Source organism: Thalassobacillus hwangdonensis (assembly GCF_042675915.1).
Lineage (GTDB): Bacteria > Bacillota > Bacilli > Bacillales > Halobacillaceae > Thalassobacillus_A > Thalassobacillus_A hwangdonensis.
On the sequence record NZ_JBHTKL010000001.1, the window covers coordinates 563,802 to 580,450 of the forward strand.

Genomic DNA, 16,649 nt, shown 5'->3' on the forward strand with positions numbered 1-16,649 from the left:
GTTTCCTTCTATGGCATTTGAAGGTTTAGCCGACCGTTTGCAAGGAACGTTCCAGAAGATAAAAGGCAAAGGGAAGGTAACCGAACAAGATGTAAAAGAAATGACCCGTGAAGTCCGTCTGGCCCTTCTTGAGGCCGACGTCAATTTCAAAGTGGTCAAAGACTTCGTCAAGCGTGTGAAAGAACGCGCAATCGGCCAGGAGGTAATGGAGAGTCTTACCCCGGGCCAACAGGTAATCAAAGTCGTCAAAGAAGAACTGACAGAACTGATGGGTGGAGATGAAAGCAAGATTGCAGTAGCCAATCGTCCACCGACTGTCATCATGATGGTAGGTTTGCAAGGTGCTGGTAAAACAACGACCACAGGTAAACTTGCGAATCTTCTCAGAAAGAAATATAACCGGACTCCATTGCTGGTCGCAGCAGACGTCTATCGTCCTGCAGCTATCAACCAGCTGGAGACGTTGGGTAAACAGCTGAGCATGCCTGTCTTTTCAAAAGGGACAGATGCGAATCCCGTAGATATCGCCAACGAGGCAATCGCCCATGCAAAAGAAGAGCACAATGATTATGTCATCATCGATACTGCAGGACGGCTTCACGTCGATGAAGGCCTGATGGATGAACTGAAGCAGATCAAGGCGGATGTAAACCCTGATGAGGTCTTCCTTGTGGTCGATGCCATGACTGGTCAGGATGCAGTCAATGTGGCGGAAAGCTTCAATGAACAGCTGGACATCACTGGTGTCGTCCTTACTAAATTGGATGGTGACACACGTGGTGGTGCGGCTCTTTCCATCAAGGCCGTCACGGATAAACCGATCAAATTTGCAGGTATGGGAGAGAAGCTCGACCAATTGGAGCAATTCCACCCTGAACGCATGGCTTCAAGAATCCTCGGCATGGGAGACATGCTGACATTGATTGAAAAAGCTCAGGCGAACGTCGACGAGAAACGTGCGAAAGAACTGGAGCAGAAAATGCGCTCAGCCTCTTTCACGTTCGATGATTTCCTGGAACAGATGGGCCAGGTCCGTAACATGGGACCATTGGATGAACTGCTTGACATGATTCCAGGTGCCAACAAAATGAAAGGCATGAAGAACGTTCAGCTGGATGAGAAGCAGATTTCCCATGTCGAAGCAATCATCCAGTCGATGACCAAGGTCGAAAGGAACGACCCGTCCGTCATGAATGCAAGCCGTAAAAAGCGGATAGCCAAAGGGTCAGGAACAAGCGTTTCAGAAGTGAACCGCCTGTTGAAACAATTCGAAGAAATGAAGAAGATGATGAAGCAGATGACCAATATGCAAAAGGGTAAAAAGGGCAAAGGAATGAAATTTCCTTTTATGTAATGTAAAAAACCTTTACACATAGAAAAACATCTGATAAAATCTAAACTTGTGATTGATATTATTGATTATGGAGGTGCTAGAACATGGCAGTAAAAATTCGCCTTAAACGTATGGGATCCAAACGTAACCCATTCTATCGTGTTGTTGTAGCTGATTCACGTTCTCCTCGTGATGGACGTTTTATTGAACAGATTGGCACATATAATCCAGTAGCTAACCCTGTTGAGGTTAAACTTGACGAAGAGAAAGCTTTGGATTGGATGACAAAAGGTGCTAAACCAAGCGACACAGTACGCAACCTATTTTCAAACGAAGGCATCATGAAGAAATTCCACGACTCTAAAAACCAAAAGTAAAGTAGTGTGATATCATGAAAGCCTTAATTGAAACCATTGTAACGCCATTGGTCGATCATCCTGCAGACATCGAGGTTACGGTAAAAGAGGAAGAACGCAAAATCGTGTATCACCTCACTGTCAACCAGGAAGATGTCGGCAAGGTGATCGGAAAAAATGGACGCATTGCAAAGGCAATTAGGACTGTCGTTTACGCGGCAGGTTCAGACAGCGAAAAAAGAGTCTATCTGGACATTATGTAAGAAAGGGAGAGGGGATTGAACCTTTCCCTTTTTTTACACCCTGAGAATGTTTAGCTCATTTAAAAAAATCATGTATAAAAGAATACGAAGGCTTTCCCTATAAGCCGAGTTTCCTTGAAGAATCCATCAGGAACAACTCATGTTCCAATCTTTAGGATGGGAGATAAAGTGATTATTACCTCCCACTCTAAAGATTGGAGCTTTACAATGATCCCCCTCTGATTGAGGGATGGTCCGGAGGTAACGCTGGTGCAGATGATCAAAAAGGTTCCCGTTAGGCAGATATTGACCGATGTTAGCAGGCAGGAGCTACATGAAAATCTCGTTCATCGACAGGAGCAATACGAACGTGAATGTCAGCAATTGCAATTTGAAAAGAAAAAGCTTGAGAACAGAGAGAATTATCCAAGCACAAAAGTGACCGAGAAGTTCAAAAAAGAGATCGATACAAGAAAAAATAAGATCAGCGCATTGCAGTACAAGATGGAACAATTGGATGTTCTTCCAAATGGAAGTGAACTGACCATCGATGAAGTAGATGTCCTTATCACTGTGGAAGAAGGCATGGACTGGAATGAAATAACTAACGAAAAAGCGATCGTCATCAAAGACGGCGTCGTCATTCAAGCGAGGTAAGTGAAATGAATCAAACAATGTTCAATGTAGGTAAAATCGTCAATACACATGGAATCAGGGGAGAGGTTAAAGTCCTTAGAATCACAGACTTCGAGGAACGCTTCGAACCTGGTCAATGTCTCTACCTTTCTAAAGAGGGGATAGCAGAGAAAGAACTGATCATTGAAACGCATCGTCAGCACAAAGGCTTTGACCTGATCAAGTTCGAAGGACACCCGAATATCAATGATGTAGAAGGATATAAGAACGGGATGCTGAGAATCAAAGAAGACCAGCTGACAGACCTCGAGGAAGATGAATTCTATTACCATGAAATCATCGGCTGCGAAGTGAAGCTCCAGGATGGCACAGTAATCGGTGACGTGAAAGAAATCCTCTCACCAGGTGCGAACGACGTGTGGGTCGTGAAGCGTAAAGGAGAAAAGGATGCGTTGATCCCTTATATCGAAGATGTGATAAAAGAAGTCGATATTGAATCCGGTACGATCATCATTGAACCGTTAGAAGGGTTGCTGGACTGATGCAAATTGATATCCTTACATTGTTTCCGGAAATGTTCGATGGCGTCCTGAATACATCGATTATGAAGAAAGCCCACGAAAATGGTGCGTTCCGTTACAATTACATCAACTTCAGAGACTATACAGAAAATAAACATAACAAAGTCGATGATTATCCTTACGGTGGAGGAGCGGGGATGGTCCTTTCCCCTCAGCCGATTTTTGATGCAGTTGAAGACTTGAAAGCTAAACACGATACGAAACCAAGAGTCGTACTTCTTTGCCCGCAAGGGGAGCCGCACACCCAGTCGAAGGCGGAAGAACTAGCAAACGAGGAGCATCTAGTGTTCATTTGCGGCCATTATGAAGGCTATGATGAACGGATCAGGGAGCATCTAGTTACAGATGAAATTTCGATAGGTGATTATGTCCTGACAGGCGGCGAACTTGGAGCAATGGTGGTCATCGATTCTGTCGTAAGGCTATTGCCTGGCGTCTTGGGGAACGAAGCATCAGCCCCGAAAGACTCTTTTTCTGAAGGAGTGCTGGAACATCCTCATTACACGAGGCCGGCAGAATTCAGAGGGCATAAGGTTCCGGATGTTCTATTATCAGGAAACCATGCTAAAATCGATGAATGGCGCAGAAAAGAGTCATTGAAGCGAACATGGCAGCGGCGCCCTGAACTGCTTGATGAAGTTGATCTCACAGAGCAGGAACAGATGTGGATTGAAAGCTTCAAAAATAATGGCTAGGCTATTGCAGATGCACCTGAACTGTGGTATATTATTCTTTGTGCTTGGACGTTCGGTTCAAGCGGAAAACGATGTTCCGCTGCTTCTTAGTTAAGTATGAACATTAGTTTGGAAGGAGTGAATTAGGATGCAACAATTAATCCATGAGATTACGAAAGAACAGCTTCGTACGGATCATCCTGATTTCCGCCCTGGTGACACGGTAAAGGTCCACGTGAAAGTAGTGGAAGGTAACCGTGAGCGTATCCAGGTGTTCGAAGGCGTTGTTATCAAGCGTCAGAACGGCGGAATCAGCGAGACTTTCACAGTTCGTAAAATTTCTTACGGCGTTGGAATCGAGCGTACTTTCCCAGTACATTCTCCACGTATCGAGAAAATCGAACGCAGCCGTCGTGGTAAAGTACGTCGTGCTAAACTTTACTACTTGCGCAACCTACGCGGTAAAGCTGCACGTATTAAAGAAATCATCTAATGAAGTCGAAAGGAGCTTGCAGACGTCAAGCTCCTTTTTTGCACTTCAAGAAAGTATAAGAAAGTACTAAAGCATCGCCATAAGTACATGGCGACAAGCAAAGTCTTTCTGACACTTCAAATGAATAATAATGAACGCATATAATGGTTAAAGATTTATGAACTGGAATACATGAATAAAATTATTTTGCAGGACCAACATATATTCTTGATAACGATAAAGTTAGTCTGATTAATTACTTGAATAGTTCGTTCGGAAAGGGATGGCCTGTATGAGCAAGGCATGGTTAGAATGGCTGAAAGCTTTTGCAATCGCTGCGATCCTGGCAATCATTGTGAGGGTCATTTTGTTTGCCCCTGTAGTTGTAGAGGGCCCATCAATGCTCCCGTCATTACATGATGGAGATCACTTGATTGTCAGCAAGTTGAATTATTCGATTGGTGAACCTGACAGATATGATGTCGTCGTCTTTCATGCCACTCAAAGGAAAGATTACATCAAGCGTGTGATCGGGCTGCCGGGTGAGCATGTGGAAATGAAGGATGACCAGCTCATTATTGATGGTGAAAAAGTAGATGAGCCTTACCTGGATGATAGAAAAGCAGCTATGAACGAAAATCAGATCATGACACAGGACTTTACCATCGAGGAACTGCCTGGAGGGTACAAAGAAGTCCCGGAAGACCATGTACTGGTACTTGGTGATAATCGCAATAACTCAACAGACAGTCGGATGCTTGGTGTGGTACCGGTGGATACGATCGTTGGTGAAGCCATCATGACGTATTGGCCGCTGGATAGAATTCGATTTACAGAATAGGTGATGACATGACGATACAATGGTTTCCTGGTCATATGGCCAAAGCGAAAAGAGAAGTAGGAGAAAAGCTTAAGCTGGTGGATTTTGTCATGGAACTCGTTGATGCCAGGTCACCTGAGTCTTCTCAGAACCCGATGCTTCATCAGCTTCTACAGTCCAAACCAAGAATGATCGTCTTGATGAAAAGGGATCTTGCTGATCCTGACTTGACGAGCAAATGGATTGAGTACTTCAATCAGCAGGGGAATCCTGCTATTGCCATCGATGCACAGAATACGAAGGATATTCAGAAGCTGATTCAAATGGCGAAGGATATGGCAAAAGACAAGATGGATAAACTGAAAGCGAAAGGGATCAGACCTCGTCCTGTAAGAGCGATGATCCTGGGTATACCGAATGTAGGGAAATCCACCTTGATCAATCGACTGGCAAATAAAAAGATAGCTAAAACGGGTGATCGGCCTGGAGTTACGACTGCCCAGCAATGGATAAAGGTCAAAAAGGATTTCGAACTGTTGGATACACCGGGAATTCTTTGGCCTAAGTTCGAGGATGAAGATGTCGGGTACCGACTTGCGTCGATCGGCACGATCAAAGATCAGATCCTCCCTACGGAAGATATTGCCGCATACATCCTTGATTATTTGAAAAGCAACTATGGAAATGCATTAGAGGACCGGTATGGGTTCTCTGATTTCGATGATATGATGGAAGCATTCGAAACCATAGGTAAGAAACGAGGATGCCTGGAAAGTGGCGGTCGCGTCAACTTCGAGAAAACGGCTGACGTGATTATCCAGGATCTCCGTTCAGGAAAAATCGGGACGATCAGCTTTGAAAGCCCTGATCAGGAAGATTAAAGTCCGATGCGTTGCTATCCCAAAGGTAGCAGCGCTTTTTTTGCACTTTAATAAAGTTTAAGCCAGTTTTCTAAATGAACGGACTTATGATACGTTTTGTTTGACCGATATAAGGATTATGGAGGAAATACGATGAGTTTGAAGATGACGATCAACGAAGCTAAAGTGAGATTGGAGAATGGGGATCTATCCCGACAATCACTAGAGACGTTAAGAAATGATGAACGAAAAGGTATCCAGAAGCTTCTGAAGCAATACGACCGTAATAAGGAAAGAGCGCTTGAAATGAAGCGTAAATTCAACGAAATGCGGATGTTTGAAGAAAAGCAATACCAGACAGGGAAAAGGTCGATCGCGGGTATAGATGAAGCTGGAAGAGGCCCATTGGCGGGTCCAGTTGTAGCAGGAGCAGTTATCCTACATAAAGATTTTTATCTGCCTGGGCTGAATGACTCGAAGCAACTGACTCTTGAGAAGAGGGAGGCTTTCTTCGACGTCATCAGGGAGGAAGCGATCAGTTATTCCGTAGGTATTGTATCGAATGCGGAAATTGATGAAATTAACATATACAGGGCGACAAAACTGGCGATGCAGCGAGCCATCGAAGGTTTGACCAATAAACCTGATCACTTGCTGATTGATGCGATGGAACTGAGTGGATTCGACTGCACTCAAGAGTCGTTGATCAAAGGCGATGCCCGCAGTGTATCGATTGCAGCAGCGAGTGTCCTTGCAAAAGTCACCAGGGACCGGATGATGAAAGAACTCCACCAGGAATATCCCGTTTATGACTTCAAGAATAATCAAGGTTATGGTACCAAAGCCCACTTGGACGCACTGGAAAAATACGGGCCGACTAAATATCATAGAGTAACATTCGCTCCAGTATCGACGATGATCAGTAGTTAGGAGGAGAGAGATGAATCCTATCGTGTCAGGTTTATTTCAATCCATTCAACATGCGGGTAAAGCCAACTCCGCGACAGGGCTGAAAGAAGGGCAGATTTTATCAGGGAAAATCCTCAAGCTGTATCCTAATAATACTGCTAGTGTGAGGGTTGGGAGCCAAACAGTCCAGGCGCAGCTCGAGGCGTCACTGACGTTAGGGAAATCCTATCTGTTCCAGGTTCAGGGCGGGAAGCAACGTCTGAACCTTAAAGTGCTGACTGAACAATCCGTCCAGGCTTCAGGCCGTGGAATTGAACACCTGATTGCCCAATTAGGCTTGAAATTGACGAAAGAGCATAAGTTACTGCTTGAAAACTTGCTGAGCCGCTCCATTCCTTTTAAAAAATCTGAGTTGAGTCAGGCGGTTCAGCTGTTGAAGCAATCCACCGATACTTCGAAAGCCGTCAAAGTTCTCATGCAGATTTTTGAACGGCAGCTCCCAGTCCGCCCGTCCACCTATTATGCTCTGCTTGCTCGAGAAGCGTCCAGTCTGACCATGCAATTGAGTGAGCTTTCAAACACCCTGAACCAGAAAGGAAGCCTTTCCTCAACAGAACAGAAACTGCTTCACTCCTTATCTTTGCTTTCTGGCGGGAAAGAGGTGGGGTCGTTGAAAGCCGCTGCTTCTGCCACGATTATCAACGACTTAAGTAAAGGCAGTAAAGCAAGCTTTGATGTTCTTGTCAAAGCAGGAACCGTTAAAGCGGAGGCTTTTCCTGTTTTCAGAGAAGAATGGTTGAACCGGGCTCAAAAAGCGAACATCCCCCTGACAGGCAACCTGACAGCTATCGAAGCAGAACGGTCGCTCGCTCAGCAAAAATTACCGGAAGTTCAAGGAGAATCGCTCAAACAGCTGCTTGATAGACAAATACCGCTTAACTCGAAGGAATGGAAAGCGCTGGACCAGTGGATTGCTGGTTTACGAAAAGCAATCGAAGGGTCTGCAAACTCATCACCAGCTACAGTCAATCGGTTTCATTTTTCGGATCAGTATCTATTTAAAAATCGCACGTTCGACAAGATTGTGCGGGGACTGGAAAACTATACGAGCTCTCAGATGAATGAATTGAGGGATACCGCGCTCAACCTGTTGAAAGATCAAAAAAACCTGAATGCATCGATGAATGCCAAACTTGGCGGCTTTATTCAGGAACTGCAGAATTTTCTATCCAAACAGCTTACACATTCTGAAAAGCAGGTCCTCTATCGCTGGGTCTCAAGTATGTCCACGGATGGGGGAACTTCTATCGGAAAGAATCAATCGATGCTGGCTAACATGCACATGCTGCTGCAGCATTCAGGTATCCATGATGAAGCGGGAATTCAAGCAATGATGAATCAAAACACAAATGTACAGCAGGAAGTCTCATTGAAAGGATGGTTGCTGAACTATTTGAATGATACGCCTGAAATCGTAAAAGGAGACAGATTCCAGCAGATGATTCATTTATTGAACGGAATCCAATTGACTGCACATTCCGAGCAGAATCAAATGACACAGCTGAGTTTTGTGTTTCCGGGGAACATGCTTGGATCGGATTCAGACATTCATATGAATGTGGAAGGTCGAAAAAATGAAAAAGGAGAAATCGATCCGGATACGTGCCACATCCTGTTTTACTTGGATCTGGATCGCCTGGAGGAAACCGTGATTGATATGAATATTCATGAACGTCACGTCAGTTTATCCATCTATAACATGTCACCGGACAAGGTTGTACTCACGTCATCGATGAAAGAATCACTTTCAGATGGACTGGAGAAGTTAGGCTATCAACTGAAGTCTATACAAGTGCATCCAATGGACAGCACCCCTTCAACAAACCAGATTGGTGCATCAATCTCAGATTCTCAACGATTCAAGGGGGTGGATCTGCGCATATGAAAGATGAACAAAAGAGAGCGGAAGCAATTGCCTTAGGTTACAATTCCGATCAACAGGAAGCGCCTAAAGTCCTGGCTAAAGGTAAAGGTGAAGTAGCGGCCAATATCCTCAAGAAAGCAAAAGAAAACAATGTCCCGATCCAGGAGGATGCCACTTTAGTGGAGCTGCTTTCACAGTTGAACATCAATGAGCAGATCCCTGAAGATCTTTACCAGGTGGTAGCAGAAGTCTTTGCATTCATTTACAAAGCCGACAAAGGTGGAAGTCGAAAATAGAGCGCTGAAACGCTCTATTTTTGTTTACATAATTATCTTATCGTTCATGAGATTCTCTTTTTCTCATTTTTTCGACGTATGGGAACGCTTTCTATGGACAATCCAACGCTTTTTTTTATACAATGGAAATGCAGTGAAAATTGATGGGAGGATGGAACATGAACATTCACGAGTATCAAGGTAAAGAATTATTACGCGAATTTGGCGTTTCCGTTCCAAACGGATATGTGGCATATACCGTAGATGAAGCTGTTGAAGCTTCTAAAAAATTAGGTTCAAATGTCACTGTCGTTAAAGCACAGATCCATGCAGGTGGACGAGGAAAAGCTGGCGGAGTAAAAATCGCTAAAAATGAAGATGAAGTGCGTACATACGCAGATGAAATCCTCGGAAAAACGCTGGTAACGCACCAGACTGGTCCAGAAGGTAAAGAAGTGAAACGCCTTTTGATCGAAGAAGGCTGCGATATTAAAAGTGAATATTATGTAGGAGTTGTTCTTGACCGTGCGACAAGCCGTGTTGTCGTGATGGCTTCTGAAGAAGGCGGTACGGAAATTGAGGAAGTTGCTGAAGAGACTCCTGAGAAGATTTTCAAGGAAGTTGTCGATCCTGTAGTAGGTCTGACACCATTCCAGGCACGTCGTCTTGCATTCAACATCAACATCCCTAAAGAATCCGTTTCCAAAGCGGTCAAGTTCATGATGGGACTTTACGATGTATTCGTGAAGAAAGACTGTTCGATTGCTGAAATCAACCCATTGGTCACTACTGGAGACGGTGGCGTCATGGCGCTTGATGCGAAGTTGAATTTTGACGACAACGCGCTTTACCGTCAAAAGGATATCCTTGAGCTACGCGATCTGGACGAGGAAGATCCAAAAGAAGTCGAAGCTTCCAAGTTCGATTTGAGCTATATTGCATTGGATGGAAATATCGGATGTATGGTCAATGGTGCAGGTCTTGCAATGGCTACGATGGATACGATCAAGCACTATGGCGGCGATCCCGCGAACTTCCTTGATGTTGGGGGCGGTGCCACTACTGAGAAAGTTACTGAAGCGTTCAAGCTGATCTTGTCCGATGATAACGTTAAAGGTATCTTCGTCAACATTTTCGGTGGAATCATGAAGTGTGATGTCATCGCTGAAGGTGTTGTAGAAGCTACGAAACAAATCGGCCTTACACTTCCACTTGTCGTACGTCTGGAAGGTACTAATGTCGACCAAGGTAAGAAAATCCTTGATGAATCAGGTCTGAATATCACTTCTGCAGATTCAATGGCAGACGGTGCACAAAAAATCGTAGAACTAGTGAAGTAGAAAGGCGGGGAAACAGATGAGTGTATATATCAATAAAGATACGAAAGTGATTGTACAAGGGATTACAGGTTCCACAGCCCTTTTCCATACGAAACAGATGCTGGAATACGGTACGAAGATCGTCGGTGGTGTCACACCTGGTAAAGGTGGTACGGAAGTAGAAGGAGTACCGGTTTTCAACACAGTTGAAGAAGCTGTGCAGGCAACAGGGGCGACTGCTTCTGTCATTTATGTACCTGCACCATTCGCTGCAGATGCAATCATGGAAGCGACAGATGCTGAAATGGATCTTGCCATCTGTATCACAGAGCACATCCCGGTAATGGACATGGTTAAGGTCAAGCGTTATATGGAAGGCAAGAAAACACGCCTTGTCGGTCCTAACTGCCCTGGTGTCATCACTCCGGATGAATGTAAAATCGGTATCATGCCTGGATACATCCACAACAAAGGTCATGTTGGTGTTGTGTCCCGTTCCGGAACATTGACATATGAAGCGGTACATCAGCTTTCTGAAGCAGGTATCGGTCAGTCTACAGCGGTAGGAATCGGTGGAGACCCTGTCAATGGAACGAACTTCATCGATGTTCTGAAAGAATTCAATGAAGATGAAGATACGTATGCAGTAATCATGATTGGTGAAATCGGTGGTACTGCTGAAGAAGAGGCTGCAGAATGGGTGAAAGCCAACATGAAGAAGCCTGTCGTCGGCTTCATCGGTGGACGTACAGCACCTCCAGGAAAGCGTATGGGACATGCTGGTGCGATCATTTCCGGTGGTAAAGGTACAGCTGATGAAAAAATCCGCGTCATGAACGAGTGCGGCATCAAAGTTGCGGAAACGCCATCTGTAATGGGTGAAACGTTGATCGAAGTACTTAAAGAAAATGACATGTATGACAAATGTAAAACACACTGATTAATGAGAGATCGTGTATGAGGGGAATTGCCTCATGCACGGTCTTCTTTCTATATTCACTGAAGAAAGGACGTTGGCGATTGAAAGTATTGAAACGAAGATTAATCCTTCTTCACGGCTGCAGGAACATTAACAGACGGCTTTTACGTCGCATGCTGACCGTGGATCCCTCACTTAACCTCTTCTTTACCTTATCATCGAAATCCCTCTCTGAAACATTGCAAATTCCACTTAAACGTGCAACCTTGATCTATCATGAACTACATGATGAAACATACAGACGGTTGATGGAAACTTCCATGAACAAGTACTCCATCACAGCATTTCTAGATGCTGATTATCCAGCGTTACTGAAGTGTATCCCAGATCCTCCACTTGTCCTCTATTTGAATGGTGATCCTTCACTCCTCCATACAATGCCTTCAATTAGTGTGATTGGGACAAGACGTCCATCTAAAGATGCCTTTGATACGATGAACCATCTTCTTCCGCCTTTGATTAAACACGGATGGGTGATCGTCAGTGGAATGGCAGTCGGAGTCGACCAGTTTGCACACCAGCTTTCGATGCGATATGATGGGAAAACGATTGCAGTGATCGGTTCAGGATTCGAGCATATTTACCCCAAGTCGAACACCACTCTCTACCATAGAATTGCGGATTCCCACCTCGTTGTATCAGAATATCCCCCTCATGTGAAAGCTCAGCGCCATCATTTTCCAGAACGAAATAGGATTATCAGTGGGCTGACATTTGGCACACTAGTAATTGAAGCGAAAGCACGAAGCGGTTCATTGATCACGGTCGAGCAGGCGCTCGAACAAGGTCGGGAGGTCTTTGCAGTTCCTGGCTCCATTTTGAACCCACAAAGCGAAGGATGTCATCAAATGATACAGGATGGGGCAAAATTAGTTCGAAATACCTATGATATTATTGAAAATTATCCTGAATTTTAGATGATACACCATCAATTTCTGTCGAAAACAGTCGGGTAAATGTTTATTTTTTTAAAATTCAGACCATTGCTGTTTGACAAATCAAATCAAAGTATTTAATAATAGGGAAGATTTATCATTACAATTCATTTATCTAATCATACCTCTATGGGAGGCACAGGAATGGCAGATTATCTAGTTATCGTTGAATCACCAGCAAAAGCAAAGACAATAGAAAAATACCTAGGAAAAAAGTACAAAGTGAAAGCATCGATGGGTCACGTCCGCGACTTGCCGAAAAGTCAGATGGGCGTGGATGCTGAAAATGAATTCAATCCGAAATATATTACAATTCGCGGTAAAGGGCCTGTACTGAAAGAACTTAAAACAGCGGCCAAAAAGGCTAAACGCGTCTATCTCGCAGCCGACCCCGATCGCGAAGGGGAAGCGATTGCATGGCATTTGGCACACAGTCTTGACATAGACGACAAATCGGAATGCCGGGTAGTCTTCAATGAAATCACGAAAGATGCGGTGAAAGACTCGTTCAAGCATCCGCGTACGATTGATATGGATCGTGTTGACGCCCAACAGGCCAGAAGGATACTCGATCGTCTGGTAGGTTACAATATCAGCCCTATATTATGGAAGAAAGTCAAAAAAGGATTGAGTGCAGGTCGTGTCCAATCCGTTGCAGTCCGGTTGATCATCGATCGTGAAAATGAAATAAAGAGTTTCGAACCGGAAGAATACTGGTCGATTGAAGCGGACTTTTTGAAGGAAAAAGAAAAGTTCGAAGGCTCGTTCTATGGAATTGACGGTAAGAAGCAAGAGTTGAAAACGAAAGAAGATGTCGATCAAGTTCTTGAAAAGCTGAAAGGCAAGCAATTCAAGGTTGAGAAAGTCAATAAACGTGAGCGCAGAAGGAATCCATCTGCCCCGTTCACTACTTCATCCCTTCAACAGGAAGCTGCACGAAAGCTTAACTTCCGTGCCCGGAAGACCATGATGGTGGCACAACAGTTGTATGAAGGAATCGATCTAGGTAAAAAGCAAGGTACAGTTGGTCTGATCACCTATATGCGTACAGATTCGACACGCCTATCCGAAACGGCCCAAAACGAGGCACTGGACTACATTACCGAAAATTTCGGTAAGGAATTCCACGGTGGGAACAAGAAGAAGAAAAAGAAGGAAGGGGCTCAGGATGCGCACGAAGCGGTCCGCCCAACTTCAGCTTCCCGTGACCCGAAGTCGATGAAAGGGATCTTGAGCAACGATCAATACAAGCTATATAAATTGATTTGGGATCGCTTCATCGCCAGTCAAATGGCTCCGGCTGTACTCGATACAGTTACCGTGCACATGGAGAATGAAGGGGTGGAATTCAGAGCCTCCGGATCCCAGGTGAAGTTCAAGGGGTTCATGAAAATTTATATCGAGGGAACAGACGATAACAAAAAAGAGGAAAACAAGCTGTTGCCTGAACTCGAGGAAGGCATGAAAGTGAAAGCAGATGCGATCAATCCGAATCAGCACTTCACACAGCCCCCTCCACGCTACACGGAAGCTAGACTAGTCAGGACAATGGAGGAACTAGGCATCGGGCGTCCTTCTACGTATGCTCCTACTCTAGATACGATTCAACGCCGAGGTTATGTGGCATTGGATAACAAACGTTTCGTTCCAACAGAATTAGGGGAAATCGTGCTGGAGCTTGTCAGAGAATACTTCCCGGAAATCATTGATGTCAAATTCACGGCCAAAATGGAAGAAGACCTTGATGCCATCGAAGAAGGAAAGAATGAGTGGGTAACGATCATCAGTGAATTCTATCAGGGATTCGAACCACGCCTGAAAAAGGCAGAAAAAGAAATGGAAAAAGTCGAAATCAAAGATGAACCTGCAGGGGTGGACTGTGAAAAATGCGGTCATGAAATGGTTTATAAGATGGGACGCTATGGTAAGTTCCTGGCTTGTTCCAATTTCCCTGACTGCCGAAACACGAAGCCGATCCTTAAAAAGGTCGGAGTCACCTGTCCTAAATGTAAGGAAGGCGAAGTGGTCGAAAGAAAAAGTAAGAAACGCCGTACTTTTTATGGATGTGAAAGGTACCCGGAATGTGATTTCATCTCCTGGGACAAACCGATCAGCAGACCTTGTCCGAAGTGCAGCAACTTACTGGTTGAAAAGAAATCGAAAAAAGGTGTACAGATCCAATGTACAGAGTGTGATTATAAAGAAGAAGCACAAAAGTAAGCATGGACTCCATGCTTGCTTTTTTTTGGCTCTCTTTAACATCATTCACTAGTGTTTTTATCAACAATAAAACCGAGTAATGGAACAATCACCCTAGGCTAAAGACTCACTGACGAGAAAAGTGGTTTCCGTTCTAGGTAAGGATATAAGGAGGTGCTGGAAATTACTCGCTTTCCATGGGAATGTGGTGAGCTTCCTCATGCTTCGCCTTCCGGGATCTCACCGCTCATTTTCACCCCATAGGAGTTTCGCAATTTCCCGGACCTCCTTCCTTTGTCAGTCTAAGGAAACATCGATTTGCTGTTCTTTGAACCTAAGGAAAAGTGAATTAACCTGTTTTTTTGTAAATCATGTGGAACCAGGAGTCGTTCATCAAAAACATAGAGGGTGGCGGGGAAACTGCGAGACTCCCGTGGGAGAAGGGCCTAGGCGAGACGCCGCAGGGAGTAAAACGACCGAGGAGGCTCGCCAGCTCCCCCACAGGAAAGCGAGTAGTTTCCCCGCCGCCCTTTCCACTGGTTCGGCCACGAATACTAAATTTTTCGAAATCACATTCGTGAATTAAACATTGAGATTTAATAGAGCATTTGTATTTAAGAACAAGGGTGACTGGTTGGAACAGAACTTTTGGTAGGATGATGGAGTTATGCGATGATAAAGTAAGATAAAGAAACATTTGACACCAGGATTGCGTGGAGATATAATTACCGAATGGTAAGTGAATCTACTTGACAGGATCGAAAGGAGAATTCCTTATGAATCAACATGTAACCGTTATTGGTGCAGGTCTTGCTGGAAGTGAAGCTGCATGGCAGATTGCAAAACGTGGAGTACAGGTCCACCTTTATGAGATGAGACCGCAGAAGCAGACACCGGCTCATCATACAGATAAATTCGCTGAGCTCGTATGCAGTAACTCGCTGCGCGCAAATAGTTTGACGAATGCAGTAGGGGTAATTAAAGAGGAAATGCGTAAACTGGACTCTGTTATCATCGAGGCTGCTGATCGTTGCCAGGTACCTGCCGGAGGGGCATTGGCAGTAGACCGCCATGAATTTGCAAGTCATGTGACAGAAAGTGTCAAAAACCATCCGAATGTTACGGTATTTAATGAAGAAATAAAGGAAATTCCAGAAGGTCCTGTGATCATTGCTACAGGTCCATTGACTTCCGAAGCGCTCTCCAGCCAATTGAAAGAAATGACAGGAGAGGAATACTTATATTTTTACGATGCTGCTGCACCGATCATTGAAAAAGATTCTATCGATATGGACAAAGTGTACTTAAAGTCAAGGTATGATAAAGGGGAAGCCGCGTATCTGAACTGTCCGATGACGGAGGAAGAATTCAACCGTTTCTATGATGCATTGATCGAAGCCGAAACGGTTCCCTTGAAAGAGTTTGAAAAAGAGATTTTCTTCGAAGGCTGTATGCCGATTGAAGTCATGGCTGAACGTGGAAGAAAAACGATGTTGTTCGGACCGTTGAAGCCTGTGGGGCTGGAGGATCCGAAAACTGGTAAAACACCATACGCTGTCGTACAGCTTCGGCAGGATGATGCTGCAGGCACTCTCTATAATATGGTAGGTTTCCAGACACACTTGAAATGGGGCCCTCAAAAAGAAGTGCTGCAGATGATTCCAGGACTAGAAAATGCAGAAATCGTCCGTTACGGAGTAATGCATAGAAATACATTCATCAACTCACCGAACCTGTTGAAGCCGACCTATCAATATAAAGATAGGGAGGACCTATTCTTCGCTGGACAAATGACTGGTGTGGAAGGTTACGTGGAGTCGGCTGCTGCTGGATTATTAGCCGGAATCAATGCAGCAAAGCTGGTGAAAGGTGAAGAACCGATCACCCTCCCTCACGAAACGATGATGGGAAGTATGGCGCATTATATCACTGCAACAAATCCGAAAAACTTCCAGCCGATGAATGCGAACTTCGGTCTGATCAAGCCACTTGATAAGAAAATCAAAAATAAAAAAGAAAGAAATGAAGCTTACGCAGAACGAGCATTGGAAACAATTCAGAATTTTATTACAATTTAGTGAAATTCGTTGCCACTTTCGAAGGTAGTGTGATAAAATTTAAACGCCTTGATGAGG

General features: G+C 44.5%; 17 protein-coding genes. All 17 read left to right on the forward strand.

Annotated elements, in window-relative coordinates; translation table 11 throughout:
- The first annotated feature begins 10 nt into the window (after positions 1-10).
- The 17 genes from ffh (at position 11) to trmFO (ending at position 16,592) form a co-directional block, all read left to right on the forward strand.
- Positions 11-1,354: a signal recognition particle protein gene (ffh, locus tag ACFQ2J_RS02985; protein WP_386056437.1), complete on the forward strand. Its 1,344-nt coding sequence runs from the start codon at positions 11-13 to the stop codon at positions 1,352-1,354.
- Between the two features lie 83 nt (positions 1,355-1,437).
- Positions 1,438-1,710 carry a 30S ribosomal protein S16 gene (gene rpsP / locus ACFQ2J_RS02990; RefSeq protein ID WP_386056438.1) on the forward strand — a complete coding sequence of 91 codons (273 nt, stop codon included), beginning with the start codon at positions 1,438-1,440 and terminating at the stop codon, positions 1,708-1,710.
- Between the two features lie 14 nt (positions 1,711-1,724).
- Positions 1,725-1,952 carry a KH domain-containing protein gene (locus ACFQ2J_RS02995; protein WP_386056440.1) on the forward strand — a complete coding sequence of 76 codons (228 nt, stop codon included), beginning with the start codon at positions 1,725-1,727 and terminating at the stop codon, positions 1,950-1,952.
- Positions 1,953-2,207: 255 nt separating this feature from the next.
- Complete coding sequence (locus ACFQ2J_RS03000; protein WP_386058329.1) at positions 2,208-2,588, forward strand: YlqD family protein; 381 nt, start codon at positions 2,208-2,210, stop codon at positions 2,586-2,588.
- 5 nt (positions 2,589-2,593) lie between these two features.
- The gene (rimM, locus tag ACFQ2J_RS03005; RefSeq protein WP_386056442.1) at positions 2,594-3,109 is read left to right on the forward strand and encodes a ribosome maturation factor RimM; all 516 of its coding nucleotides are present in this window, start codon (positions 2,594-2,596) and stop codon (positions 3,107-3,109) included.
- Positions 3,109-3,843 (forward strand): tRNA (guanosine(37)-N1)-methyltransferase TrmD, encoded by a 735-nt coding sequence (trmD, locus tag ACFQ2J_RS03010; RefSeq protein ID WP_386056444.1) that lies wholly within the window; start codon positions 3,109-3,111, stop codon positions 3,841-3,843. Before rimM ends, trmD begins: the two co-directional genes overlap by 1 nt.
- 127 nt (positions 3,844-3,970) lie before the next feature.
- Positions 3,971-4,315 carry a 50S ribosomal protein L19 gene (gene rplS, locus ACFQ2J_RS03015; protein ID WP_386056446.1) on the forward strand — a complete coding sequence of 115 codons (345 nt, stop codon included), beginning with the start codon at positions 3,971-3,973 and terminating at the stop codon, positions 4,313-4,315.
- Positions 4,316-4,586: 271 nt separating this feature from the next.
- Positions 4,587-5,135 carry a signal peptidase I gene (gene lepB / locus ACFQ2J_RS03020; RefSeq protein WP_386056447.1) on the forward strand — a complete coding sequence of 183 codons (549 nt, stop codon included), beginning with the start codon at positions 4,587-4,589 and terminating at the stop codon, positions 5,133-5,135.
- Positions 5,136-5,143: 8 nt separating this feature from the next.
- On the forward strand, positions 5,144-5,995 hold the full coding sequence (gene ylqF / locus ACFQ2J_RS03025; protein WP_386056449.1) for a ribosome biogenesis GTPase YlqF: 852 nt from the start codon (positions 5,144-5,146) through the stop codon (positions 5,993-5,995).
- Positions 5,996-6,127: 132 nt separating this feature from the next.
- The gene (locus tag ACFQ2J_RS03030) at positions 6,128-6,904 is read left to right on the forward strand and encodes a ribonuclease HII (protein ID WP_386056451.1); all 777 of its coding nucleotides are present in this window, start codon (positions 6,128-6,130) and stop codon (positions 6,902-6,904) included.
- Positions 6,905-6,914: 10 nt separating this feature from the next.
- The gene (locus ACFQ2J_RS03035) at positions 6,915-8,828 is read left to right on the forward strand and encodes a hypothetical protein (RefSeq protein WP_386056453.1); all 1,914 of its coding nucleotides are present in this window, start codon (positions 6,915-6,917) and stop codon (positions 8,826-8,828) included.
- Positions 8,825-9,103 (forward strand): EscU/YscU/HrcU family type III secretion system export apparatus switch protein, encoded by a 279-nt coding sequence (locus ACFQ2J_RS03040; RefSeq protein WP_386056455.1) that lies wholly within the window; start codon positions 8,825-8,827, stop codon positions 9,101-9,103. Before ACFQ2J_RS03035 ends, ACFQ2J_RS03040 begins: the two co-directional genes overlap by 4 nt.
- 158 nt (positions 9,104-9,261) lie before the next feature.
- Positions 9,262-10,422, forward strand: a complete 1,161-nt coding sequence (gene sucC, locus ACFQ2J_RS03045; protein WP_386056457.1) for an ADP-forming succinate--CoA ligase subunit beta — start codon at positions 9,262-9,264, stop codon at positions 10,420-10,422.
- Between the two features lie 16 nt (positions 10,423-10,438).
- Positions 10,439-11,341: a succinate--CoA ligase subunit alpha gene (gene sucD, locus ACFQ2J_RS03050; RefSeq protein WP_386056459.1), complete on the forward strand. Its 903-nt coding sequence runs from the start codon at positions 10,439-10,441 to the stop codon at positions 11,339-11,341.
- Between the two features lie 80 nt (positions 11,342-11,421).
- On the forward strand, positions 11,422-12,297 hold the full coding sequence (gene dprA, locus ACFQ2J_RS03055) for a DNA-processing protein DprA (RefSeq protein ID WP_386056460.1): 876 nt from the start codon (positions 11,422-11,424) through the stop codon (positions 12,295-12,297).
- A gap of 162 nt (positions 12,298-12,459) precedes the next feature.
- Positions 12,460-14,535, forward strand: coding sequence for a type I DNA topoisomerase (gene topA / locus ACFQ2J_RS03060; protein ID WP_386056462.1), 2,076 nt, complete (start codon positions 12,460-12,462; stop codon positions 14,533-14,535).
- Positions 14,536-15,290: 755 nt separating this feature from the next.
- A complete protein-coding gene (trmFO, locus tag ACFQ2J_RS03065; protein ID WP_386056464.1) occupies positions 15,291-16,592 on the forward strand; it encodes an FADH(2)-oxidizing methylenetetrahydrofolate--tRNA-(uracil(54)-C(5))-methyltransferase TrmFO in 1,302 nt (433 codons plus the stop codon).
- Positions 16,593-16,649: the final 57 nt, after the last annotated feature.

Excerpts from the sequence above, each read along its gene's own strand:
- ACFQ2J_RS03040 (WP_386056455.1), top strand. The coding sequence starts at position 8,825 with ATGAAAGATGAACAAAAGAGAGCGGAAGCAATTGCCTTAGGTTACAAT.
- rpsP (WP_386056438.1), top strand. The coding sequence starts at position 1,438 with ATGGCAGTAAAAATTCGCCTTAAACGTATGGGATCCAAACGTAACCCA.
- ACFQ2J_RS03035 (WP_386056453.1), top strand. The coding sequence starts at position 6,915 with ATGAATCCTATCGTGTCAGGTTTATTTCAATCCATTCAACATGCGGGT.
- trmD (WP_386056444.1), top strand. The coding sequence starts at position 3,109 with ATGCAAATTGATATCCTTACATTGTTTCCGGAAATGTTCGATGGCGTC.
- ACFQ2J_RS02995 (WP_386056440.1), top strand. The coding sequence starts at position 1,725 with ATGAAAGCCTTAATTGAAACCATTGTAACGCCATTGGTCGATCATCCT.
- sucD (WP_386056459.1), top strand. The coding sequence starts at position 10,439 with ATGAGTGTATATATCAATAAAGATACGAAAGTGATTGTACAAGGGATT.
- rimM (WP_386056442.1), top strand. The coding sequence starts at position 2,594 with ATGAATCAAACAATGTTCAATGTAGGTAAAATCGTCAATACACATGGA.
- topA (WP_386056462.1), top strand. The coding sequence starts at position 12,460 with ATGGCAGATTATCTAGTTATCGTTGAATCACCAGCAAAAGCAAAGACA.
- ACFQ2J_RS03000 (WP_386058329.1), top strand. The coding sequence starts at position 2,208 with ATGATCAAAAAGGTTCCCGTTAGGCAGATATTGACCGATGTTAGCAGG.
- sucC (WP_386056457.1), top strand. The coding sequence starts at position 9,262 with ATGAACATTCACGAGTATCAAGGTAAAGAATTATTACGCGAATTTGGC.
- ffh (WP_386056437.1), top strand. The coding sequence starts at position 11 with ATGGCATTTGAAGGTTTAGCCGACCGTTTGCAAGGAACGTTCCAGAAG.
- ylqF (WP_386056449.1), top strand. The coding sequence starts at position 5,144 with ATGACGATACAATGGTTTCCTGGTCATATGGCCAAAGCGAAAAGAGAA.
- rplS (WP_386056446.1), top strand. The coding sequence starts at position 3,971 with ATGCAACAATTAATCCATGAGATTACGAAAGAACAGCTTCGTACGGAT.
- ACFQ2J_RS03030 (WP_386056451.1), top strand. The coding sequence starts at position 6,128 with ATGAGTTTGAAGATGACGATCAACGAAGCTAAAGTGAGATTGGAGAAT.
- trmFO (WP_386056464.1), top strand. The coding sequence starts at position 15,291 with ATGAATCAACATGTAACCGTTATTGGTGCAGGTCTTGCTGGAAGTGAA.
- lepB (WP_386056447.1), top strand. The coding sequence starts at position 4,587 with ATGAGCAAGGCATGGTTAGAATGGCTGAAAGCTTTTGCAATCGCTGCG.